Source organism: Streptomyces sp. NBC_00377 (assembly GCF_036075115.1).
Lineage (GTDB): Bacteria > Actinomycetota > Actinomycetes > Streptomycetales > Streptomycetaceae > Streptomyces.
The window spans coordinates 3,192,316-3,212,023 of the sequence record NZ_CP107958.1 but is presented as its reverse complement, the minus strand read 5'-3'; the positions used below and the strand labels follow the sequence as shown (position 1 = coordinate 3,212,023).

Below are 19,708 nucleotides of genomic sequence, written 5' to 3'. Positions count from 1 at the left end.
CGCGCTGGGTGCCGGGCCCCTGCCACAACGCCAAGTGTGAGGCGTACGTGGAACCGGGCGCCCGGCACGACGCCGCGGAGTCCGAACAGGAACCCGGAGCCCCTGCGGCTCCGGCCTCCTGATCTCAGTGGGTCACGGAAGCCGCCTGCGCGGCCCCCTGCTTCCCTGCGGTGGCGGCCGGCGCGGGTGACAGCACACGCTCGGCGAGCAGCCCGAAGACGAGCCCGAAAGCAGTCCACAGGGTGAGCTGGATCGCGAGCGCCGCGAGGCGGAACTGCCAGAGCAGCGTGGGCGAGAAGCCCTTCGGGACCTCGTTGACGGCCGGCAGGAACGCATAGGCGAGACCGACCGCCAGGACGAAGAACGCTCCCGCGGCGATCGTCGCGTTCCAGTTACCCAGGCGCGGCGCGAGTCGCTTGCCCAGGATGACCGTGGCGACGGTCAGGAGCACGCTGAGCACCATCATCAGGAAGTACAGCGTGGTGCGCTTGCCGATCGTGTCGGGGTCGCCGACGGAGGGCGGGTTGGCCGGGTACTTCAGGAACGGCACCACGTAGACGGCGAGCAGTCCCGCAGCCGACAGGAGCAGCGCACTCGCCCGGGGGCCGAAGCGGCCGATCCTGCCGAGCGCGAAGCAGTAGGCGAGAGCGGCGATGCCGCCGAACGCCACGCCGTACAGGAGGACGCCGGTGGCCAGGCCGCCGGTGGACTGCATCGTGCGGGAGACGAGCTCGACGCCGTGCTCGTGGGCGTGGGAGTCCTCGTAGGCGATCGCCGAGTCGACGCGCGGTTCGCCCAGGAAGTAGGCGACGGCGAGAGCCAGCAGTCCGGCGGCAAGACCGGCGATCATGCCGCGGACCAGGAGGTTTCTGACAATTGCGGAGTTCACGGGGTCCGGTTCCCTGTCAGGTCAGTGGCAGGGGAAACCGAGCAGGTGGCGGGCGTCGTGGACCCACTCGTGGACGTCCTCGCCGGACACCACGGAGGTGGCGCCCTGCTCGGCTCCGACGAAGTAGAGCAGGACCATCATCAGGATGCCGAAGAAGACCGCCCAAGGGACGATCGCCCCGATCGGCAGCTTGGCGGGTGCGGCGGCGGGGCCGGCGGTCGGCTGTGCGACGGTCTGCGCCATGGCAGGACCTCCTCGGGAGTTCGCGTCCCATCTCGGTGGTGCACGTGACGACGGGTGCGGGTCTGACTTGCTCGGCGTTCACCACCCGTGAGGGGATGGCGCCTGCCGGCTTACAGTGGCGCGACCGTGCCGGATTCCCACCGGACTTCCGCCGTACCGTCGTCAATGTCGCGCAGAACGTACCGCGTGACGGCTGCGCGGCCAAGGGCGCATGGGACGGCGCAGACGCGCGAAGACCGTCGCAGAACACTCAACAGCCTTTATTTTCAGCTGACTTGTCGTGCAAAATCCAAGGAGCGAAAACCGATGACCAGCCGAGTGACCTTGATCTCACCGGCGCTCACGGCGGCCCTGCGCGAGGCGCGATTCGACGACGGCGGCTGCGAGTTGGACGCCGCCGGAGAGCGGCTGGCCCGGTCGGCCGCGGCCCGTCTGCCCGACGCGGACCGCTCGGCCGCCTCGCCGTCCGCGCGCTGCCGTCGGACCGCCGAGGCGCTCGGCCTGTCCGCGCCCCAAGTGCCCGCGCTCGCCGCGCTCGACGTGGGGCGCTGGCGCGGACGGACCCTCGCCGAGGTCACGTCCGCCGAGCCGGACGCGGTGGCGTCCTGGCTGGTGGACCCGGCCCACGCCCCCCACGGCGGGGAGTCCGTGCGGGACCTGTGCGACCGCGTCGGCGCATGGCTCGACGGCATCGCCCGCACTGCGGGACGAGTGATCGCCGTGGTGGAACCAGACGTCGTACGAGCCCTCCTCGTCCGTGGGCTGAGCCTGCCGGAACCGTCGTTCTGGCGGCTGGACGTGCGCCCGCTGACCGCAGTCGACCTGAGCGGCCGGGCGGGGCGCTGGAACCTCCAGGTGGGGACACCGCTGGGAGAGGCGCCGTAGCCGACCGGGGGAGGAGCGCTCACCAGGGGAAACGCTCGACGGTGCGTGCTCGGCGGTAGGCGGTCAGCGGTCCGTGGGCGGTTCGGAGGGCCGGGTGCCGGCTCGCGGCAGGCCGCCCGTTTCCGCGTCGCGTCCGGTCAGGCAGTACAGGGCGCCGGTCGGGTCACGCATCACCGTCCAGTGGGGCCGGCGGTCCACGAGCCGGGCGCCGAGCCCTTCGTGCCGGGCGCGTACGGCGTCGACGTCGGGACCGCAGGCCAGGTCGAGGTGGGCGTCGGCAGCCTGTTCCGCCTCGAGTCGCTGGAGCAGGATGCGGACCGGCAGCCCCGGCGGCGGCTCGATCACGTGGAACTCGGGCCGCGAGCCCGGCCGGGACGACCAGTCGGTCAGCAGACCGCTCCAGAAGGCGACTTCACGCTCGTACGCCGACGGTGGGAGGTCCATGCACACCTGGTCCAGACGGGCGCCGGACACCACGGGCGGCCGCACGGACTCCCCGTGCCACGGCACCGCGCAGAACAACTGCCCGGCAGGGGAGCGCAGTACGGCCCAGCCGTCGTGAGCCGCGACCGTTTCCGCTCCGAGCTCCAGAGCCCGCGCGACGAGACCGGGCACGTCCTCGACGGCCAGGTCGAGATGAGCACCGCCGTCCCCGCCCGTGACCGCCTGGACCTTGACGCAGGCGTCGGCGTCGGCATCCTTCGGCAGCAGGGTGACGAACTCGCCCTGCGCGCCCCTGGGTTCTGACACCGACGTCCCCGTGACGGCCGTCCAGAAGTCGCAGGCCCGCGCGAAGTGCCGGGCGGGCCGGTCGGCGAAGGCGTAGGTCCAAAGGACCGGCCGGATCATCCGGTCCGTTCCAGGAACCGCAGCATGTTCCCCGCCGGGTCACGGAAGGCGCAGTCGCGCACCCCGTACGGCTGGTCCATGGGCTCCTGGATCACCTCGGCACCGGCCTCCTGCACGCGCGCGTGCAGCGCGTCGCAGTCGGCGGTGGTGAAGATGACCCCGCGCAGCACACCCTTGGCGAGCAGCCGGGCCATCGCCTCCCGGTCGGCGGGGGAGAAGTCGGGGTTCGCGCCCGGCGGCTCCAGCACGATCTCCACGTCCGGCTGGAGCGGCGACCCGACGGTCACCCACCGCATCCCCTCGAAGGAGACGTCGTTGCGGACTTCGAGGCCGAGCACCTCCACGTAGAAGTGCAGGGCCTTGTCGTGGTCGTCGACGGCGACGAAACACTGGTGAAGTTTGAGGTCCATGGTGACCAGCCTAGGCATGCCGGCCGCGCCGGGGACGGGTGAACGTCCGGACCACGCACGGCGCGATCACCTCGCTCGCCTCGTGCGACCGCGCCCGGTAGGCGCTCGGGGTCTCGCCGACCAGTTCGGTGAACCGGGAGCTGAACGAGCCGAGCGAGGTGCAGCCGACCGCCATGCAGACTTCCGTCACGGTGAGGTCGCCGCGGCGCAGGAGGGTCTTGGCGCGCTCGACCCTGCGGGTCATCAGGTAGCCGTAGGGCGTCTCGCCGTAGGCCTCGCGGAAGCTGCGCTGGAAGTGGCCCGGGGACATCAGCGCGGTGCGCGCGAGCGCGGAGACGTCGAGCGGCTCGGCGTACTCACGATCCATCCGGTCGCGTGCCTGCCGCAGCCTTACCAGGTCCTCGAGGGTCACGGGCTCAGCATCGCACGGAGGGCGTCGCCGGCGCGGGGCCGAGGACCGGGCGGAAGCGCCGCGGATACCGGAGGGGGGCGACCGGAAAGGAGACCGCACCCGGACCGACAGGGACGCCGTGGACGGCGGCCTGCGGGCCGGGTGCGGACAGCTGGGCGTGCGACCCGCCGGAGCGGCGTCGGGAAGCCCGGCCGGCGATCAGGCCTTCTTGGTCTCCCAGAAGATCTTGTCGATCTCGGCGATGAGCTCCAGGGCCTTCTCGCCGGTCTTGGGGTCCGTCGAGGCCTTGGCGGCCGAGAGGGCCTTCAGGGCGTCGTTGACCAGCTGGTGCAGCTGGGGGTACTTCTCGAAGTGCGGGGGCTTGAAGTAGTCGCTCCACAGCACGGAGACGTGGTGCTTCGCGAGCTCGGCACGCTGCTCCTTGATGACGGTGGCGCGCGCCTGGAAGTGCGGGTCGTCGTTGGCGGCCATCTTTTCCTGGACGGCCTTCACCGACTCCGCCTCGATGCGGGCCTGGGCCGGGTCGTACACACCGCAGGGCAGGTCGCAGTGTGCGCTGACCTTGACCTTGGGGGCAAACAGGCGGGAAAGCATGGAGCGTTCCTTCCTCGTGATCGTCTTCTCAGGTGGGACATTACTCCCTGAGGGAGGGCTTTTCGCGGGTGCCCCCATGGGCTTAGGACAAAAGTCCGGGGTCAGACTGGGACTGGTGGAGGAAGAGACCGGGGAGGTGCCGGCGATGCCGGAGCTGTCGCACGAGGCCGGGCGCACGAGGTCGGCCGCGCTCTTCGGACTGGCCGAGGTGACCGGCCCGTCCATGGTGCCCACGCTCTACCACGGGGACCAGCTGGTGGTGCAGTACGGCGCCCGGGTCCGGCCCGGTGACGTGATCGTCCTGCGGCATCCCTTCCAGCAGGACCTGCTCGTCGTCAAGCGGGCCGAGGAGCGTCGCGACGGCGGGTGGTGGGTCCGCGGGGACAACACCTACGCCGGTGGCGACAGCACCGACTACGGAACCGTGCCCGACGAGCTGATCCTGGGCAAGGTGCGGCTGCGCTACCGTCCGCTCAAGCCGGATCAGCGCTCGCCGCTGGCGGTGGTGCGCTGGGCGCTGTCGGCGGCCAGGCCCGTGCCGGCCGTCCGGTCCGCCTCCAGGCGCTTGCGGGCGCGGTAAGCGGCCACGTTGGCGCGGGTGGCGCAGCGGTCGGAGCAGTAGCGCCGGGAGCGGTTGGTCGAGGTGTCGAGGTAGGCGTTGCGGCAGGGGACGGCCTCGCACAGGCCGAGGCGGTCGACGCCGTACTCGGTGAGGTGGAAGGCCAGGCCCATGGCCGCGATGGCCGCGTAGCCCGCCGTGGCGTTCGACGGGTGGTCGGCCAGGTGCATGTGCCACAGTGGGCGGCCGTCGTCGTCCCGGAAGTCGTGGCCGGAGATCTGGGGGCTGACCGGGAACTCCAGCAGGAGCGAGTTCAGCAGGTCCACGGCGAGGGTCTCGTCGCCGCCGTCGGCTGCCTCGAAGACCGCGCGCAGACGGCCCCGCACCGAGCGGAACCGGGTGACGTCCGCGTCGGTGGCCCGGCGGGCCGCCGACTGGTTGCCGCCGAAGAGAGCGCGCACCGCCTCGACCGAGGTCAGCGCGTCCTTGCCCCGGGCCGGTTCCTCGCTGTTCACGAGACGCACGGCGTAGTCCGAGTAATAGGCCAGTTCCACTTGTAGTCCTTACGAGGGCGCTCTATGGTCGGGGTGCGGGCGGGGTAACGGCCGTTCGTGCTTCCAGGGTATTACGCGACATACGCGGCGGAGGGGTTGCCATGACGGACGCGCGGACGAGCACGAGCGGTGCCACGACAGGAACCAGGACCAGTACCACGCCCGGTGCCACGACCGGTGCGGCAGACAGTGTCACGACCGATGCAACGGCCGGGACGGCCGCCGGTGTCGACTGGGCTGCCTGGCAGCGCAGCTGGGACCGTCAGCAGGAGTGGTACATGCCCGACCGCGAGGATCGTTTCCGGGTCATGATCGACATGGTCGAGGCGCTGGTCGGGCCCGCCCCGCGCGTCCTCGACCTCGCCTGCGGCACCGGCACGATCACCGCCCGGCTGCTCGCCCGCCTGCCCGGCGCCACCAGCACCGGCGTCGACCTCGACCCGGCGCTCCTCGCCATCGCCGAGGGCACCTTCGAGGGTGACGACCGCGTCACCTTCGTGACGGCCGACCTCAAGGACCCGCAGTGGCCGGCCCGGCTGCCGTACGACACGTACGACGCCGTACTGACCGCCACGGCCCTGCACTGGCTGCACAGCGAACCCCTCGCTGCCCTCTACGGTCGGGTCGCGGACCTCGTCCGCGACGGCGGTGTCTTCATGAACGCGGACCACATGATCGACGAGACGACGCCCCGGATCAACGCGGCGGAGCGCGCACAGCGCCACACCCGCATGGATCAGGGCAGGGCCGAGGGGGCCGGCGGGGTTCTCGACTGGGCGCAGTGGTGGCAGCTCGCCGCGGCGGATCCCGTGCTCGCCGGACCGACCGCCCGCCGTTTCGAGATCTACGGCGAACACGCCGAGGGCGACACGCCCTCCGCCGCCTGGCACGCGCGCGTGCTGCGCGAGCGGGGCTTCGGCGAGGCCCGGACGGTGTGGTGCTCGCCGTCGGACGCGTTGGTACTGGCCCTGAAGTGACCCGCGCGGCGGAGTGAGGCCTCGCCGAAGGCCGGCGCCCGGCCCGGTGCATCCCCGGCGGGAGCCGGCCCGGACGCGGCCGGCCCGCGGAGAGGGTCCGGTCGGCTGAGAGGTCCCGGACGGCGGAGGGCGGTACGGCGGAAGGGGCGGTACGGGATTCCCGTACCGCCCCTTCTCGTTCGTCGTACCGCTAGAGCACCTTGGACAGGAACGACTGGGTCCGCTCGTGCTGCGGATTGGTCAGCACGTCCCGCGGGTTGCCGGACTCGACGACCACACCGCCGTCCATGAAGACCAGGCTGTCGCCGACCTCGCGGGCGAAGCCCATCTCGTGGGTGACGACGACCATCGTCATGCCGGACTCGGCCAGGTCGCGCATGACGTCGAGGACGTCACCGACCAGCTCAGGGTCGAGAGCCGAAGTCGGCTCGTCGAACAGCATCAGCTTCGGTTCCATGGCCAGGGCCCGGGCGATCGCGACGCGCTGCTGCTGGCCGCCGGAGAGCTGCGAGGGGTAGCTGGCCGCCTTGTCCGCCAGGCCCACCCGTTCCAGGAGCTGTGTCGCACGCTCCCTCGCCTGGGCCCGGCTGACGCCCTTGACCTGGACGGGGGCCTCGACGACGTTCTCCAGCGCCGTCATGTGCGGGAACAGGTTGAACCGCTGGAACACCATGCCGATGTCCCGACGCTTCAGCGCGACCTCGCTGTCCTTGAGCTCGTACAGCTTGTCGCCCTTCTGGCGATAGCCGACCAGGTCGCCGTCGACGTACAGCCGTCCGGCGTTGATCTTCTCGAGGTGGTTGATGCACCTCAGGAACGTGCTCTTGCCGGAGCCGGAGGGGCCGATGAGGCAGAACACCTCGCCGTTCTTGACCTCCAGGTCGATGCCCTTGAGGACCTCGACCGCGCCGAAGGACTTGTGCACGCCCTCGGCCTTCACCATCGCGGTCATGACGACCTCCTTTCGCGGCCGATCGACAGCAGGTTCGTCCGGATCTTCTGGAAGACCGTGGGCGGCAGGCTGCGGCTCGAACCGCGGGCGTAGTAGCGCTCCAGGTAGTACTGGAAGACGCTGAACACGCTGGTCATGACCAGGTACCAGATGGACGCGACGAACAGCAGCTCCATCACGGCGAACGACGAGGAGCCGATCACCGAGGTCGAGCGGAGCAGTTCGTTGTACGTCACCACGTACACCAGCGACGAGGTCTTGAGCATGTTGATGAACTCGTTGCCGGTCGGCGGCACGATCACCCGCATCGCCTGCGGGATGACGATCCTGCGCAGCGTCTTGGCGTGGCTCATGCCGAGCGCGTGCGAGGCCTCGGTCTGTCCCTCGTCCACGGCCAGCAGGCCGGCCCGGCAGATCTCCGCCATGTACGCGGCCTCGTTCAGACCGAGTCCGAGCAGGGCGCACATGAACGGCGTCATGACGTCCGTCATCTCGTCCTTGTAGATCGGACCGAGGTTCAGGACGGGGAAGATCAGCGCCAGGTTGAACCACATCAGGAGCTGCACATAGACCGGGGTGCCGCGGAAGAACCAGATGTACAGCCAGGCGACCGTGCTGGTCACCGGGTTCTTCGACAGCCGCATCACGGCCAGCACGACGCCCAGGACCACGCCCAGCACCATGGACAGCACGCTGATCAGGAGGGTGCGCCCGGCGCCCGCGATCACGGTCGAGTTGAACAGCTGGTCGCCGACGGTGTTCCACTGGATGTCGCCGTTCGCGAAGGCGTTGACCAGCAGCGCCAGGAGCGCGATGACGATCACGGCGCTGACCCAGCGGCCGTAGTGGCGCACGGGGATGGCCTTGATGGCCTCCGGCGGGCCGGAGAACCCCGAGTCCTTGGCGACCTGCGGGGTGTCCTCGGGTGGTGCGCCACCCGTGGAGGACTTGTCGAGCTTGTCAGTCATGGGGACTGCCCTTCGAAGACTGCGAAAGGTGCGGGTGGATCACTTGCCGCCGTTGACCGCGGCGGCCTTGATCGCGCCGCTCTCGGCGCCCCACTTCTCCAGCGCCTTCTGGTACGAGCCGTCCTTGATGATCGCGTCGACGGCCTCCTTGAGGGCGTCGCGCAGCTGGGTGTTCTTCTTGTCGACGACGATGCCGAACGGAGCGGCCTCGTACTGCTCGTCGAGAACCTCGAAGGTGTTGCCGTTGCCCGCCTTGCGGGCCATGTCGACGGCCACCGGGTAGTCGTTGACGCCGGCCACGGCGCCGCCGGACTTGACGCGGGTCTGGGCCTCGGTGTCGTTCTCGAAGGACTCGATCTTGAGGGCCTTCTTGCCGCCCTCCGTGCACTTCTTGGACTGCGCCTTGAGGGCCTCTTCGTAGGTGGTGCCCCGCTGCACGGCGACCGTCTGACCACAGAGGTCGTCGATGGTCTTGATGCCCTTGGGGTTGCCCTTCTGGACGTAGATGGCCGTGCCGGCGGTGAAGTAGTCGACGAAGTCGACGCCCGTGCCGAGCTTCTTGCCCTTGTCGTCCAGGCCCTCCTGGCGCTGCTTGTTGTCCGTGATCGACGACATGGCGACGTCGTAGCGGCCGGTGTTGACCGCCGTGATCAGGGTGTCGAAGCCGCCCGACGTGAACTGGAAGTCGACGCCGAGCTGCTTGCCGAGCGCGGCGGCGATGTCGGGGTCGACGCCCACGATCTTGCCGCCCTCGACGGACTCCATCGGGGCGTACTCGGCGTTGGTGCCGACCTTGATGACGCCCGCCTTCTGGATGTCGGCCGGGAGCTTGGAGAACAGGGGGGCCTTGTCGGAGCCGCTCGACGACTCGGAGGAGCTGCCGCCGCTCTTGGTCTGGTCGCCGCAGGCGGAGAGCAGCAAGGCGCCCGCGACCGCGAGGGATCCGACCGCTGCCAGGCGGGTGCGCGCGGCGGTCGTGCGTCGGGTGGAGCTTGCGGTCATGGTGGATTCCTCCGGCGGATGGATGGAAATGCCGATGGGTCGACAAATGCCGATGGGTCGACGAGAACACACACCTTCGGGTGTCGCGACCTCGTGTGATTACCGCATCTTGCCATTCGGACGACGCCATTCAGGGGGCCAGCCATGTCAAAATCGGATAACGGGCGACCCCCGAACCCCATCAGTCCGGTACATCACGGCCGGACGGAGCCGGACCATCTGCGGGAATCCCCCGTTCCGGCCGAAAGATCTCCGGTCGATCCGGGAGGCGCGGTCGCCCGGCGTGCAAGCCGTGTGCCCCAGGGAGCTCGTGTCAAGGGATTCCGAGAGCTCGGCCAGTTCTGGCGCATGACCCATGTCACTCAGCGTGGCGTCTGTTCGAGGTCCACAGCGTGAGGCGTGTGACCTTGCACGGATTGGACTCGTCGGGTGTGGTCTCCGTCCGGTAAGAAGGATTTTTACACCCCTCATCCGGGGCTCAGGGCGCGTGTGCGGCGCGCCCGACGCGCAGGCGCCCGTACGCATCACTCTGGGACCCGCGCGATGCCCGCCCACTTCTCAATCAGGAGTGGCCACCCTCAAACCATGCAGACCTAAGGGGTAAGACACAGTGGCAGCGGAGATCGTCAATCCTCGCAGCGAGAGCGCCGAACGAACGGGCCAGGAGGGCGGTGCGGAGCCCCTCGACTCGTTCGACCCGGTGTTCGCGCTGCACCGCGGCGGAAAGATGGCCGTGCAGGCCACCGTCCCGATTCGTGACAAGGACGACCTGTCCCTCGCCTACACGCCCGGCGTCGCGCGGGTGTGCACCGCGATCGCCGAGCGGCCGGAGCTGGTGGACGACTACACCTGGAAGTCCTCCGTCGTCGCCGTCGTGACCGACGGCACGGCCGTTCTCGGCCTCGGGGACATCGGTCCGGAAGCCTCTCTTCCGGTCATGGAAGGCAAGGCGATCCTGTTCAAGCAGTTCGGCGGTGTGGACGCGGTTCCGATCGCGCTCGCCTGCACGGACGTGGACGAGATCATCGAGACCGTGGTGCGCCTCGCGCCCTCGTTCGGCGGAGTGAACCTGGAGGACATCTCGGCGCCGCGGTGCTTCGAGATCGAGCGCCGGCTCCAGGACGCGCTGGACATCCCGGTCTTCCACGACGACCAGCACGGCACGGCGATCGTCACGCTGGCGGCGCTGCGCAACGCGGCGCGGCTGAGCGGGCGGGGCATCGGTGAGCTGCGCGCGGTCATCTCCGGCGCCGGCGCTGCCGGTGTCGCCATCGCCAGGATGCTGGTCGAGGCCGGCATCGGGGACGTCGCGGTCGCCGACCGCAAGGGCATCGTCTCGGCGGACCGCGAGGACCTGACCGACGTCAAGCGTGAGCTGGCCGGGTTCACCAACAAGGCCGGGCTGACCGGCTCCCTGGAGAACGCGCTGGCCGGCGCCGACGTCTTCATCGGCGTCTCCGGCGGTACGGTCCCGGAGGAGGCGGTGGCCTCCATGGCGAAGGGGGCCTTCGTCTTCGCCATGGCCAACCCGACGCCCGAGGTGCACCCGGACGTCGCTCACAAGTACGCGGCCGTGGTCGCGACCGGGCGCTCGGACTTCCCGAACCAGATCAACAACGTGCTGGCGTTCCCGGGGATCTTCGCGGGCGCGCTCCAGGTGCGGGCCTCCCGGATCACCGAGGGCATGAAGATCGCGGCGGCCGAGGCCCTGGCGGGGGTCGTCGGTGAGGATCTCGCGGCGGACTACGTGATTCCGTCGCCGTTCGACGAGCGGGTCGCTCCCGCGGTGACCGCGGCGGTGGCCGCGGCTGCTCGCGCCGAAGGGGTCGCTCGCCGCTGACGCGTGTCGCGATGGCCCCGCCGGTTCCGGCGGGGCCATCTTTTTGCCCGCCCACCCGGCCGTTCGGGTGATGACGGGGCGCCGCCCACGCGGGCTGCCGCCCCGGACCCCCGTTCCGGACCCGACGCTCCTCGCCCTCGAGCCGGGATGCGCAAGAGGGCATGTCTCACAGCGCCGTCCGGTTTCGCTCGTCGTCGCCGGACCCTAGGGTCGGTTTCATGTTCGCCGTCTACGCCGCCCGAATCGACCGCGACCAGCCGCTTTCCGGCCTGGAGTTGGGGGAGCGCCCGACTCCCGAGACCCGGCCCGGCTGGAGCACCGTCGATGTCAGGGCCGCCTCCCTCAACCATCACGATCTCTGGTCGCTCCGGGGCGTCGGTCTCCCGGAGGGCCGGCTGCCGATGATCCTCGGCTGTGACGCCGCCGGAGTCGACGAGGACGGCAACGAGGTCGTCCTGCACTCCGTCATCGGCCAGACCGGGCACGGTGTCGGGCCCGACGAGCCTCGTTCCATCCTCACCGAGCGGTACCAGGGGACGTTCGCCGAGCAGGTCGCCGTGCCGACCTGGAACATCCTGCCCAAGCCACGGGAGCTCTCCTTCGAGGAGGCCGCCTGTCTGCCCACGGCCTGGCTGACGGCTTACCGCATGCTCTTCACCAACGCCGGTGTACGTCCCGGGGACTCCGTCCTCGTCCAGGGCGCGGGCGGCGGGGTCGCCACGGCGGCCATCGTGCTGGGCAGGGCGGCCGGGCTGCGGGTCTTCGCCACCAGCAGGGACGAGGCCAAGCGGAAGCGGGCGCTGGAGCTCGGGGCCGTCGAGGCGGTGGAGCCCGGCGCGCGGCTGCCGCAGCGGGTGGACGCCGTCATCGAGACCGTCGGCGCCGCCACCTGGTCGCACTCGGTGAAGTCCCTGCGGCCCGGCGGCACGCTCGTCATCTCCGGTGCCACGAGCGGTGACCGGCCCTCGCACGCCGAGCTGACCCGGATCTTCTTCCTGGAACTGAAGGTCGTCGGCTCCACCATGGGCACCAAGGACGAGCTGGAGGACCTGCTCGCCTTCTGTGCCGCGACCGGTGTCCGCCCCGTCATCGACGAGGTGCTGCCGCTCGACCGGGCCCGCGAGGGCTTCGAACGGCTCGCGTCGGGCGACCAGTTCGGCAAGATCGTGCTCACCAACGGCTGACCGACGACTGACCAACAGCTGACCGACGACTCACCGGCGGCTGATCGGCGGCCGACCGAAGGCTGATCAACGGTCTGTCGACGGCCGATCGACGGCCGAGCGACGGCTGAGTCCTCGATGGCGGTCGGGACGCCGTCGCGGCCGGCCGTGACGGCAAGGCGGGTCCGGGGTTCCGGGCCCGCCTTTCGCATGTCCTCATGCGGCGTCATCGCCCTCCGTGTCAACTGTGGTTGACATGCCGTACGTGTCAACGTAAGTTGACATCATGACCGAAGCAACGGATCTCGCCGAGCGCGCCGGCGACCGCGATCCCCGGGTCGGACTGCGCGCCGTGGCGGCACTGCGCCGGCTGCTCGAGCAGTTGGAGGCGGTACAGGTGCGCAGTGCGCGCAACCAGGGCTGGTCGTGGCAGGAGATCGCCGCGGAGCTCGGAGTCAGCAGGCAGGCCGTGCACAAGAAGTACGGGAGGCATTGATGTTCGAGCGGTTCACCAAGGACGCCCGGGCGGTCGTCGAGGGCGCGGTGGGGCACGCGGAGCGGGAAGGGGCGAACCGGGTCGAGGAGACGCACATGCTGCTCGCCCTGCTCGACCGGGAGGGCAGCCGCGGTTCCTTCGCGCTGGCCTCGCTCGGACTGCCGCCCGGCGGGCGTGCGGGGCTGGTGGGGGACCTGGCTGAGACGCGCCGTCGCGGTGGGCTCTCCCGGGCCGACGAGGAAGCCCTGTCCGGGCTGGGCATCGACCTGTCGGAGATCGTGACCCGGGTCGAGGAGTCCCACGGCGAAGGGGCGCTGGCCCCCGACCGGCGCTCCTCCCCCGGCAAACGGTCCGGGCGCAGACCGTTCAGCCGCGGCGCCAAGGACCTGCTCACCGGAACCCTGCGCGTCGCCCTCGCGCATGGCGAACGGCGCATCGGCGACGAGCACCTGCTGCTCGCCCTCACGGCCCGCCGCGGCGCCCCCTCGGAGATCCTCTCCGACCACGGCGTCACCCACGCGTCCCTCACCCGGGTGCTGTACGGCGGCACCGGCCGGGACGGCGACGCGGGGAGCGATACCGGTACCGGTTCAGGGCCCGAGACCAAGGCCGGCTGAGCGGGAGGGCCAGGGCCGGCCCCTTCTGGCCGAGGGTTCGGAAACCCGGGCCCGGCGGCCAGGAGGGTGCCGCTTCCCCGGCGGGGGAGGGCGCCTTCCGGCCCGCTCAGCCGGCTGGATGGGTGCCGCTTCCCCGGAGGGAGGGGCTCCCTGCGGCCTTCCCGCCCTCCGGCCCGCCCCGGAGAGGGCCTCGGGTGCGGCCTTCGCCGGGTGGCGACGTCAGGGCTTCGGGACCCGCAGTATCACGCCGATGTGCGCGGCCGCGGTGGACAGGTGACGGCGTGCTTCGCGGAGTTGGTCCGCGGTGACGCCGTGATCGCGGGCCGCGTCGCGGATGTCGTCCCGGAAGCGGTCGAGGAGGCGGTCCAGGTCGCGGCTCGGATCGCCGCCGGTGTCCTCATGGGCCCAGGCCGGCTCGTACCCGGCGGGGAAATCCTCCGGGGTGCTCGAGTATTCCGGACGCGTGGTCGCCGCCGAACCCGTCGAGGATGTCGGGCCCGTCGGGCCCGGCGACCCGGTTCGCTCCGCCGGCTTCGCGGCCGTCGTGCCGGCGCGGCCGAAGCCGAAGTCCTTGCCGTACTGACTTCCGAAGTCCTTGCCGAACTCGCCGAACTCCTTGGCGAGTTCCGTCAGGCCCTCCCGGACGCCGGTCGGCCAGTCGCCCCGGGTGAAATGGTCCTGGACCTGTTCCTGGACCCGGCGCGCGATGCGCTGCACCTCTTCCTGGGCCTGGCTACGGGCCCGCTCCTGGGCCTCCTTGGCCTGGCGGCGGGCGCGCTGGGCCTCCTCGCGGGCGCGGCGGCTCTCGTCCTTGGCCCGGCGGGCCTGTTCCTTCCACTCCTGCTTGACGCGGCGCATCTCCTCCTTGGCGGCACGCCACGCCTCGTTGTCGCCGAACTCCCCGTGGTCCGCGTACTCGCCCTGCGCGCCGTGCCCTGCGGAACCCGCTGTGCCGCCCGTGCGGGCCTCGGTGGCTGCCGCCCGCATCTCGCGCCGCAGATCACCCGCCGCTCCGCGTACGTCGGCCCGGATCTCGGCGGCCAGCTCGGCGACCGACTCCCGGATCTCCAGTTCCAGGTCGGCGAGTTCGCCGCTGCGGTCCGCCAGTTCGGCCCGGCCCGCGTCGGTGATGGCGTACACCTTGCGGCCGCCCTCGGTGGTGTGGGTGACCAGACCCTCGGCCTCCAGCTTGGCCAGTCGCGGGTAGACGGTGCCCGCCGACGGCGCGTACAGCCCCTGGAAGCGTTCCTCGAGGAGGCGGATCACCTCGTAGCCGTGGCGCGGTGCTTCGTCCAGCAGTTTCAGCAGGTAGAGACGGAGACGGCCGTGGGCGAAGACGGGAGGCATATCAGAGCACCTTCTTGTCGGTCGTGCTGTCGGCCGGGTCGGCGGAGGGGCCCTCGACGGAGGAGCTCTCGACGCCCGGGCCGGAAGCGGCATTGTCCCCCGGGCCGGTGGGCCGACCGGCGCGGGCTCCGTTCGCCGGTTCCGCCGCGGTGGCCGGGGTCGGGGCCGGGTCCGCGCTCGCCGCCGACTCCGGGGCCGGTGCTGCCGGTGCTGCGGGGGAGCCCGTGGCCGCGGTCGTGGGGGCCGTGGCTCCCGTAGCCGGCTGCGCCTCGTGCGCGTCGGTCCGGGCGCCGTCCGTCGCCCCGTCCAGGGTGTCGTCCGCGGGTGGCCTTCGCAGGAGGGCGATCGAGCCGGAGACCGTCGTCGCCTTCAGCGTGCCGTTGCCCGCGCCCAGGCGGCCGGTGATGCGCTTGGCGCCCCACAGGCCGCTCACCCGGAGGTTCTCGAAGGCGTTGGAAACGGAGCCGCTCGCGGTGCTCGCCTCCACGCGCGCGTCGGCCGGGTGGGGGAGCCGGATGGCGATCTCGCCCGAGACGCTCGTCAGGTCGACGGTCGTGGGGCGGCTGGTCGGGTCGAGGTCGACGATCATCGACCCGCTCACGGAGTCGGCCTTCACGGAGGAGCCCGCCTCGACCACGGTCAGGTCGCCGGACACGGAGTTGAAGCGCAGGTCGCCGGTGAGGGCCTGGGCCTCCACGCTCCCGGAGACGGTGTCGGCGCGCACCGGGCCGGCGAGCCCCACCAGGGTCGTGTCCCCGTTGACGCCCTTCACCTCCGCGTGGCCGTCGATGCCGGAGACCACCGCCCCGGCGCTCACGACACCCACCTCGACGCGGGTGCCGGCCGGCACGGCCAGCGAGACCACGGCGCTGCGCCGCCAGCCCTTGCGGTCGAGCCACTTGAGGAAGCCCTTCCAGGGCAGGTCCTCGTACGCCACCGTCAGGTTCCCGTCGCGGTGGCTCACCACCAGGGGAGGCCCCTCGATCCGCGAGACCTCCAGGCGGGCGGGACCCTCTTCCGTGCCCACGACGTTCACGGTGCCGTCGACGATGCGCACGTGCAGTTCGCTCACGGGCTCGTCGAAGGAGAGCTTCCTCGGCTCGGCGACGGACCATTCGGGCATGGTGCGGACCTCCTCCATGGCGCTGCCACGGCAGTGACAGGACACGCAATATCGCGTCTCTGGTAAAACACGATATATCGCGGACCTCGAAAGTCAAGCCACTCGTTCGGGGGCCGCACCCCCGGCTGCTGTCCCGCCGGCTGTCACGTGTCCGGCTGTCACGTTCGGCCGCGCCGCCCCCGTCCCGGCCGCGCCGCCCGTCCCGGTGACCGTCCGGTGAGTCGTCCCGTGCACGCGGAAGGGGCGCCCCGTGGGGCGCCCCTTCCGTACGGACCCGCCGCGAACGGCTACTCGTCGTCCTCGTCGTCCAGCCGCGCCAGCCAGGTCGCCAGCCGCTCCACCGGCACCTCGAAGTCCGGATTCAGGTCGACGAACGTCCGCAACTGCTCGGCGAGCCACTCGAAGGTGACCTCCTCCTCGCCGCGCCGCTTCTCGAGTTCCTCGATTCCGCGATCGGTGAAGTACATGGATCGTGCTCCGTGGGTCTGTCGCAGGGATAGGGATCCCCCCTCGGGGGAAGGACCCTTGTTCCTGCGAGGGGAGGAAGAGTTCCGCTCTCCTGTGGGGGAGGGGACAGGAAAAGGATAGGCGCAGGGGACGGCGTCCCACGGGCCGCCGGGACCCTCGCAGGGCCGGGAACCTGTGGCCGGTCTGCGCACCGGAGTGAGCCGGTCCGGGGGGACCGGGAGAACGGGGGAGTGCCATGAGCGGTGAGGACGTGACGCGGGTGGCGCGCATCGCGCTGCCGGACGGGACGCCCGTCTGGGCCCGGATCTCGGGGGCGGGGGAGCTGACCGCGCCGTCCGGGCGGCTGTCGTACAGCGACACCGGGTTCGCCGAGCGGGTGGAGGCGAGCGTGGAGAGCCTGCACGGGCTCGTCACGGGGGTCGCGCGGTCACTGGCGGAACCGCTGCGCGCGGTGCGGCCCGACGAGGTGAGCGTCGAGTTCGGCATCGAGCTGACCGCCAAGGCCGGGAAGGTCGTGGGCCTGCTCGCCGACGGAGAGGCCAAGGCCGGCATCACGGTCACCCTCACCTGGCACAACGGCCCACCGGACCCGGATGCACCCCCGCCGCACCCGGCCCTCGATGGGCAGCCACCGGCACCGCCGCGGAACCCCCCTACGTCCCCGCCGGCTCCCGGTACGCCCCCGTCGGCTACGGGCACACCGCCGCGGAACCCCCGCACACCCCCGTCGGCTCCGGGCACCCCGCCACCGGCTCCCGGTGCAGCCCCGCCGCACCCGGCCCTCGATGGGCAGCCACCGGCACCGCCGGGGAACCCCCGCACACCCCCGCCGGCTCCCGGTATGCCCCCGTCGGCTCCGGGCACGCCGCCACCCGCTCCCGGCGCGCCCCCACCCCCACCGGCCCTCGGCGCGCCCGTGTCTCCCGCACCCTGTTCACGCGCGCGTGGTGGAGTGTCGTCCGGCGGGGGCGGGCGCGCGGGCGCGTCTCCCGGCGCGCCGATGCACGGGGGTGCCGACGGCACCGCGGGTGGGGGCGGGGCATGACGGGCGGGCACGCCCCGGGCGCATCGAACGCGCTCGATGCGGCCCGTCGTGCACTGCGTGGACTCGTCGTGGCGGCGACCGTGCGCATTCATCGCCCGGTCGTCGGGTATGCCCTGGAGGAGCCCGGCACATTCCTCGGGAGCGGCTTCTTCATCGCCCCGAACTGGGTTCTGACCTGCGCACACGTGGCCTGCGGCGGGGAAGGGGGCGAGGTCGCCGTGGTGTATGAGACGGCACCGGGGCGGGGCACGTCCACCGCCCCCGGGCGGGTGGTGGCGACACTTCCCGACCGGGCCGACCGCGCGGAGGGGACCCTGCCCGCCGGTAACTGGCCCGCTCCTGACCTGGCCCTGGTCCAGCTGACCGAACCTGTCGACGACCACGAGTGCGTGTACGTCTCCGAGCGTCCGGCGGCGTACTACGGCGAAGGCCGGGTGCTGTACGCCGGCTGGACGGAGAACGAGGGCCGCTTACAGGTCCTGGACGGCACGCTCACGGTGCAGGGCACCATCGGCGGCTGGTCGTCGGACGTGCAGATGCGGCTGGGCGACAACGACCTGCCGTACGGCGTCTCGGGCGGGCCGGTGATCGACCCGGTGCGCGGCGAGGTGATCGGCGTGCTCAAGGCGCGCTCGGACCACCGGCCCGGCGGCACCTCGACCGGCATCGAGCAGCTGCGCACCCTGCGGGTACCGCCGGAGGCGGTGCCGGCCGAGCACAGCGACCTCTACCAGGCGGTGTTCCACGCCCACGACCGCTACCACCGCGACCGGCAGCGCCACCCGGCGTCCCGGCGGCAGACCTGGACCGACGTACAGGGCCGACTGGGCGCGCGGCCGGGCCGTACGCTCAGCCCGGACGAGCGGATCCAGCTGCTGGGCCGGCTCGCCGAACTCCCGCCGCCCGAAAGCACCCGCGGCCTGCTGGACATCCTCGACTCCCTCCCGGATTTTCAGACCCTCACCCCGCTGCCCGCGCCGCGCGGCTGGCGGGACGGCCTCGGAGCGCTGTACGAGAGCGCGAGTGACGACGGGGCGCTGGAGCTCGTCCTCGACTACGCGATGCGGGCGATGTCCGCTCCGCGCCCCTTCGTCGTGCCCAGCACCCCGGACGCCGAGAAGGCGCTGTGGGTGTGGGTGTGGCAGGCCGCGCAGCGGTTGAGCGTCCGCTACCGGTCGGGTCTGGCCGAGCAGCGGATCGAGCGGCTGCGCCGGCGGGGACGGTCCGGCGCACACGCGCGTGCCCGTGCCGTCGGCAGCGCGGCACGGCCCTCCGCGCTGCTCGAAGTGGTGCTCCGCGGTTGGGAGCCGGACCGCTGCGACTGGTCGGTCTGCGTGGCCGCGCCCGGCGGGGAGGCGGTCCGGCTGCACGAGGCGGAGCGCACGCCCCTGGCCGAGCTGCCCGTGCATCTCGCCGGCCCGCTCGGGGAGGCGTTCCGCCACTGCGACGAGCCGGGCAGGCCCGCGCTCCTCCAGGTGGCGCTGCCCCATGCGCTGCTCGGCCTGGAGGTCGACAACTGGCGGCTGTCGCCGGACGAGGCCCCGTTGGGCGCGCTGCGCCCGGTCGTCGTGCGCTGTGCCGACCGCGACCGGCTGCCCGACGAGGCGTTCGGCCCGTACGACCTGGATCCCTTCGGCCCGGGCGCGGCGCGGGGCGGGGGAGAACCGGACGGCTCCGGCGGTGCGGCCGACGGGTGTGGCGCGCAGGGCACACAGGGCGCGGCGGACGCGGGCGACCCGGAGGGTTTCGGCGACCCGGATGATCCCGACGACTTGGACGCGGAGCGCCGGGCCCGTTGGCGCTGGCTGCACGCGCACCCGGGCAGGGCCGAAGTCCTGGACTGCGACGAGGGGTTGCGTAAACCCCTGCCGACGGTGGAGCAGTTGCGGGCGCTGTCGCACGGCACCGTCCCGGTGCTCTGCCGCTACGGCGACCTGCGCTACGAGGACGACGCGGAGGCGCTCACCCGGATCGTCCTCGGCGGCTACGGCGTGGCCCTGTGGCGCCGGCGGCACGGCCGGGCCGACGCCGTCTGCGGGGAGTTCCACCGCGGCACGATCGACGGGATCGCCGAACCGCCCAGCGCGCAGTACCTGCCGGAGGCCGTGCACGACCTCCGGATGCGGCTGCGCGAGGGCCGCACGGAGTCCTTCTGGGCCGACGGCGTGGCCCTGCTGTACGACGATCCCCACCAGCCGCTCCCCGGAACGGGTGACCTGCTGGAGGCCCCTTGAACCCACCTGCCGGCAGGGCTCGTAGGCCCCTTACCAGGCACCCTCAGGATGGATAACGTGAGGCACGTTCGGACGTGCCGC

22 protein-coding genes are annotated in these 19,708 nt (G+C 71.7%); 9 read left to right on the top strand and 13 right to left on the bottom strand.

Annotation, left to right across the window (positions count from 1 at the left end; translation table 11 throughout):
- Nucleotides 1–124: 124 nt before the first annotated feature.
- Nucleotides 125–889 (bottom strand): CbtA family protein, encoded by a 765-nt coding sequence (locus OHS71_RS14335; protein WP_328479764.1) that lies wholly within the window; start codon nucleotides 887–889, stop codon nucleotides 125–127.
- A 21-nt stretch (nucleotides 890–910) separates the two neighbouring features.
- Nucleotides 911–1,132, bottom strand: a complete 222-nt coding sequence (locus tag OHS71_RS14330) for a CbtB domain-containing protein (RefSeq protein WP_328479763.1) — start codon at nucleotides 1,130–1,132, stop codon at nucleotides 911–913.
- Between the two features lie 306 nt (nucleotides 1,133–1,438).
- Between OHS71_RS14330 and OHS71_RS14325 the strand changes: the two genes are divergently transcribed.
- Nucleotides 1,439–2,017, top strand: a complete 579-nt coding sequence (locus OHS71_RS14325) for a histidine phosphatase family protein (protein ID WP_328479762.1) — start codon at nucleotides 1,439–1,441, stop codon at nucleotides 2,015–2,017.
- Nucleotides 2,018–2,080: 63 nt separating this feature from the next.
- Here the strand turns inward: OHS71_RS14325 and OHS71_RS14320 are convergent, their stop codons facing one another.
- The 4 genes from OHS71_RS14320 to sodN form a co-directional block, all read right to left on the bottom strand.
- Nucleotides 2,081–2,866, bottom strand: coding sequence for a VOC family protein (locus OHS71_RS14320; protein ID WP_328479761.1), 786 nt, complete (start codon nucleotides 2,864–2,866; stop codon nucleotides 2,081–2,083).
- Nucleotides 2,863–3,276 carry a VOC family protein gene (locus OHS71_RS14315; RefSeq protein WP_328479760.1) on the bottom strand — a complete coding sequence of 138 codons (414 nt, stop codon included), beginning with the start codon at nucleotides 3,274–3,276 and terminating at the stop codon, nucleotides 2,863–2,865. The genes OHS71_RS14320 and OHS71_RS14315 overlap by 4 nt, the downstream gene beginning before the upstream one ends.
- Before the next feature lie 10 nt (nucleotides 3,277–3,286).
- On the bottom strand, nucleotides 3,287–3,688 hold the full coding sequence (locus tag OHS71_RS14310; protein ID WP_328479759.1) for a helix-turn-helix transcriptional regulator: 402 nt from the start codon (nucleotides 3,686–3,688) through the stop codon (nucleotides 3,287–3,289).
- Between the two features lie 198 nt (nucleotides 3,689–3,886).
- A complete protein-coding gene (gene sodN / locus OHS71_RS14305; protein WP_328479758.1) occupies nucleotides 3,887–4,282 on the bottom strand; it encodes a superoxide dismutase, Ni in 396 nt (131 codons plus the stop codon).
- 145 nt (nucleotides 4,283–4,427) lie between these two features.
- Here sodN and sodX point away from each other — a divergent pair, with 145 nt between their 5' ends.
- Nucleotides 4,428–4,862 carry a nickel-type superoxide dismutase maturation protease gene (gene sodX / locus OHS71_RS14300; protein ID WP_328484511.1) on the top strand — a complete coding sequence of 145 codons (435 nt, stop codon included), beginning with the start codon at nucleotides 4,428–4,430 and terminating at the stop codon, nucleotides 4,860–4,862.
- On the opposite strand, the gene OHS71_RS14295 is transcribed toward sodX, so the two are convergent.
- A complete protein-coding gene (locus OHS71_RS14295) occupies nucleotides 4,766–5,395 on the bottom strand; it encodes a CGNR zinc finger domain-containing protein (RefSeq protein ID WP_328479757.1) in 630 nt (209 codons plus the stop codon). The two genes, sodX and OHS71_RS14295, sit on opposite strands and share 97 nt — an antisense overlap.
- Before the next feature lie 101 nt (nucleotides 5,396–5,496).
- On the opposite strand from OHS71_RS14295, the gene OHS71_RS14290 reads away from it, so the two are divergent.
- The gene (locus tag OHS71_RS14290) at nucleotides 5,497–6,372 is read left to right on the top strand and encodes a class I SAM-dependent methyltransferase (RefSeq protein ID WP_328479756.1); all 876 of its coding nucleotides are present in this window, start codon (nucleotides 5,497–5,499) and stop codon (nucleotides 6,370–6,372) included.
- 190 nt (nucleotides 6,373–6,562) lie between these two features.
- Here OHS71_RS14290 and OHS71_RS14285 read toward each other — a convergent pair whose 3' ends face one another.
- From OHS71_RS14285 to OHS71_RS14275, 3 genes are read right to left on the bottom strand one after another with little or no spacing between them, the layout of a single operon-like run.
- Nucleotides 6,563–7,324 carry an amino acid ABC transporter ATP-binding protein gene (locus OHS71_RS14285; RefSeq protein WP_328479755.1) on the bottom strand — a complete coding sequence of 254 codons (762 nt, stop codon included), beginning with the start codon at nucleotides 7,322–7,324 and terminating at the stop codon, nucleotides 6,563–6,565.
- On the bottom strand, nucleotides 7,321–8,292 hold the full coding sequence (locus OHS71_RS14280) for an amino acid ABC transporter permease (protein WP_328479754.1): 972 nt from the start codon (nucleotides 8,290–8,292) through the stop codon (nucleotides 7,321–7,323). The genes OHS71_RS14285 and OHS71_RS14280 overlap by 4 nt, the downstream gene beginning before the upstream one ends.
- 39 nt (nucleotides 8,293–8,331) lie before the next feature.
- Complete coding sequence (locus OHS71_RS14275) at nucleotides 8,332–9,294, bottom strand: ABC transporter substrate-binding protein (protein WP_328479753.1); 963 nt, start codon at nucleotides 9,292–9,294, stop codon at nucleotides 8,332–8,334.
- A gap of 610 nt (nucleotides 9,295–9,904) precedes the next feature.
- Between OHS71_RS14275 and OHS71_RS14270 the strand changes: the two genes are divergently transcribed.
- From OHS71_RS14270 to OHS71_RS14255, 4 genes are all read left to right on the top strand, one after another.
- On the top strand, nucleotides 9,905–11,134 hold the full coding sequence (locus OHS71_RS14270; protein ID WP_328479752.1) for an NAD(P)-dependent malic enzyme: 1,230 nt from the start codon (nucleotides 9,905–9,907) through the stop codon (nucleotides 11,132–11,134).
- A gap of 218 nt (nucleotides 11,135–11,352) precedes the next feature.
- The gene (locus OHS71_RS14265; protein ID WP_328479751.1) at nucleotides 11,353–12,318 is read left to right on the top strand and encodes a zinc-binding dehydrogenase; all 966 of its coding nucleotides are present in this window, start codon (nucleotides 11,353–11,355) and stop codon (nucleotides 12,316–12,318) included.
- A 265-nt stretch (nucleotides 12,319–12,583) separates the two neighbouring features.
- Entirely contained in the window at nucleotides 12,584–12,793 is a 210-nt protein-coding gene (locus tag OHS71_RS14260) for a helix-turn-helix domain-containing protein (protein WP_016437953.1), read from the top strand.
- A complete protein-coding gene (locus tag OHS71_RS14255; protein ID WP_328479750.1) occupies nucleotides 12,793–13,410 on the top strand; it encodes a Clp protease N-terminal domain-containing protein in 618 nt (205 codons plus the stop codon). Before OHS71_RS14260 ends, OHS71_RS14255 begins: the two co-directional genes overlap by 1 nt.
- Before the next feature lie 219 nt (nucleotides 13,411–13,629).
- On the opposite strand, the gene OHS71_RS14250 is transcribed toward OHS71_RS14255, so the two are convergent.
- From OHS71_RS14250 to OHS71_RS14240, 3 genes are all read right to left on the bottom strand, one after another.
- A complete protein-coding gene (locus OHS71_RS14250; RefSeq protein WP_328479749.1) occupies nucleotides 13,630–14,757 on the bottom strand; it encodes a helix-turn-helix transcriptional regulator in 1,128 nt (375 codons plus the stop codon).
- Between the two features lies 1 nt (nucleotide 14,758).
- A complete protein-coding gene (locus OHS71_RS14245) occupies nucleotides 14,759–15,880 on the bottom strand; it encodes a DUF4097 family beta strand repeat-containing protein (protein WP_328479748.1) in 1,122 nt (373 codons plus the stop codon).
- Between the two features lie 287 nt (nucleotides 15,881–16,167).
- Nucleotides 16,168–16,347, bottom strand: coding sequence for a DUF6104 family protein (locus tag OHS71_RS14240; protein WP_003992906.1), 180 nt, complete (start codon nucleotides 16,345–16,347; stop codon nucleotides 16,168–16,170).
- Nucleotides 16,348–16,583: 236 nt separating this feature from the next.
- Between OHS71_RS14240 and OHS71_RS41335 the strand changes: the two genes are divergently transcribed.
- Nucleotides 16,584–17,393, top strand: coding sequence for a CU044_2847 family protein (locus OHS71_RS41335; protein ID WP_443046944.1), 810 nt, complete (start codon nucleotides 16,584–16,586; stop codon nucleotides 17,391–17,393).
- Nucleotides 17,390–19,627 (top strand): VMAP-C domain-containing protein, encoded by a 2,238-nt coding sequence (locus OHS71_RS14230; protein WP_328479747.1) that lies wholly within the window; start codon nucleotides 17,390–17,392, stop codon nucleotides 19,625–19,627. The genes OHS71_RS41335 and OHS71_RS14230 overlap by 4 nt, the downstream gene beginning before the upstream one ends.
- Nucleotides 19,628–19,708: the final 81 nt, after the last annotated feature.

Coding starts and splice junctions, on each gene's coding strand:
- OHS71_RS14330 (WP_328479763.1), bottom strand. CDS start 1,132: ATGGCGCAGACCGTCGCACAGCCGACCGCCGGCCCCGCCGCCGCACCC.
- OHS71_RS14325 (WP_328479762.1), top strand. CDS start 1,439: ATGACCAGCCGAGTGACCTTGATCTCACCGGCGCTCACGGCGGCCCTG.
- OHS71_RS14320 (WP_328479761.1), bottom strand. CDS start 2,866: ATGATCCGGCCGGTCCTTTGGACCTACGCCTTCGCCGACCGGCCCGCC.
- OHS71_RS14315 (WP_328479760.1), bottom strand. CDS start 3,276: ATGGACCTCAAACTTCACCAGTGTTTCGTCGCCGTCGACGACCACGAC.
- sodN (WP_328479758.1), bottom strand. CDS start 4,282: ATGCTTTCCCGCCTGTTTGCCCCCAAGGTCAAGGTCAGCGCACACTGC.
- sodX (WP_328484511.1), top strand. CDS start 4,428: ATGCCGGAGCTGTCGCACGAGGCCGGGCGCACGAGGTCGGCCGCGCTC.
- OHS71_RS14290 (WP_328479756.1), top strand. CDS start 5,497: ATGACGGACGCGCGGACGAGCACGAGCGGTGCCACGACAGGAACCAGG.
- OHS71_RS14285 (WP_328479755.1), bottom strand. CDS start 7,324: ATGACCGCGATGGTGAAGGCCGAGGGCGTGCACAAGTCCTTCGGCGCG.
- OHS71_RS14280 (WP_328479754.1), bottom strand. CDS start 8,292: ATGACTGACAAGCTCGACAAGTCCTCCACGGGTGGCGCACCACCCGAG.
- OHS71_RS14275 (WP_328479753.1), bottom strand. CDS start 9,294: ATGACCGCAAGCTCCACCCGACGCACGACCGCCGCGCGCACCCGCCTG.
- OHS71_RS14265 (WP_328479751.1), top strand. CDS start 11,353: ATGTTCGCCGTCTACGCCGCCCGAATCGACCGCGACCAGCCGCTTTCC.
- OHS71_RS14260 (WP_016437953.1), top strand. CDS start 12,584: ATGACCGAAGCAACGGATCTCGCCGAGCGCGCCGGCGACCGCGATCCC.
- OHS71_RS14255 (WP_328479750.1), top strand. CDS start 12,793: ATGTTCGAGCGGTTCACCAAGGACGCCCGGGCGGTCGTCGAGGGCGCG.
- OHS71_RS14250 (WP_328479749.1), bottom strand. CDS start 14,757: ATGCCTCCCGTCTTCGCCCACGGCCGTCTCCGTCTCTACCTGCTGAAA.
- OHS71_RS14245 (WP_328479748.1), bottom strand. CDS start 15,880: ATGCCCGAATGGTCCGTCGCCGAGCCGAGGAAGCTCTCCTTCGACGAG.
- OHS71_RS14240 (WP_003992906.1), bottom strand. CDS start 16,347: ATGTACTTCACCGATCGCGGAATCGAGGAACTCGAGAAGCGGCGCGGC.
- OHS71_RS41335 (WP_443046944.1), top strand. CDS start 16,584: ATGAGCGGTGAGGACGTGACGCGGGTGGCGCGCATCGCGCTGCCGGAC.
- OHS71_RS14230 (WP_328479747.1), top strand. CDS start 17,390: ATGACGGGCGGGCACGCCCCGGGCGCATCGAACGCGCTCGATGCGGCC.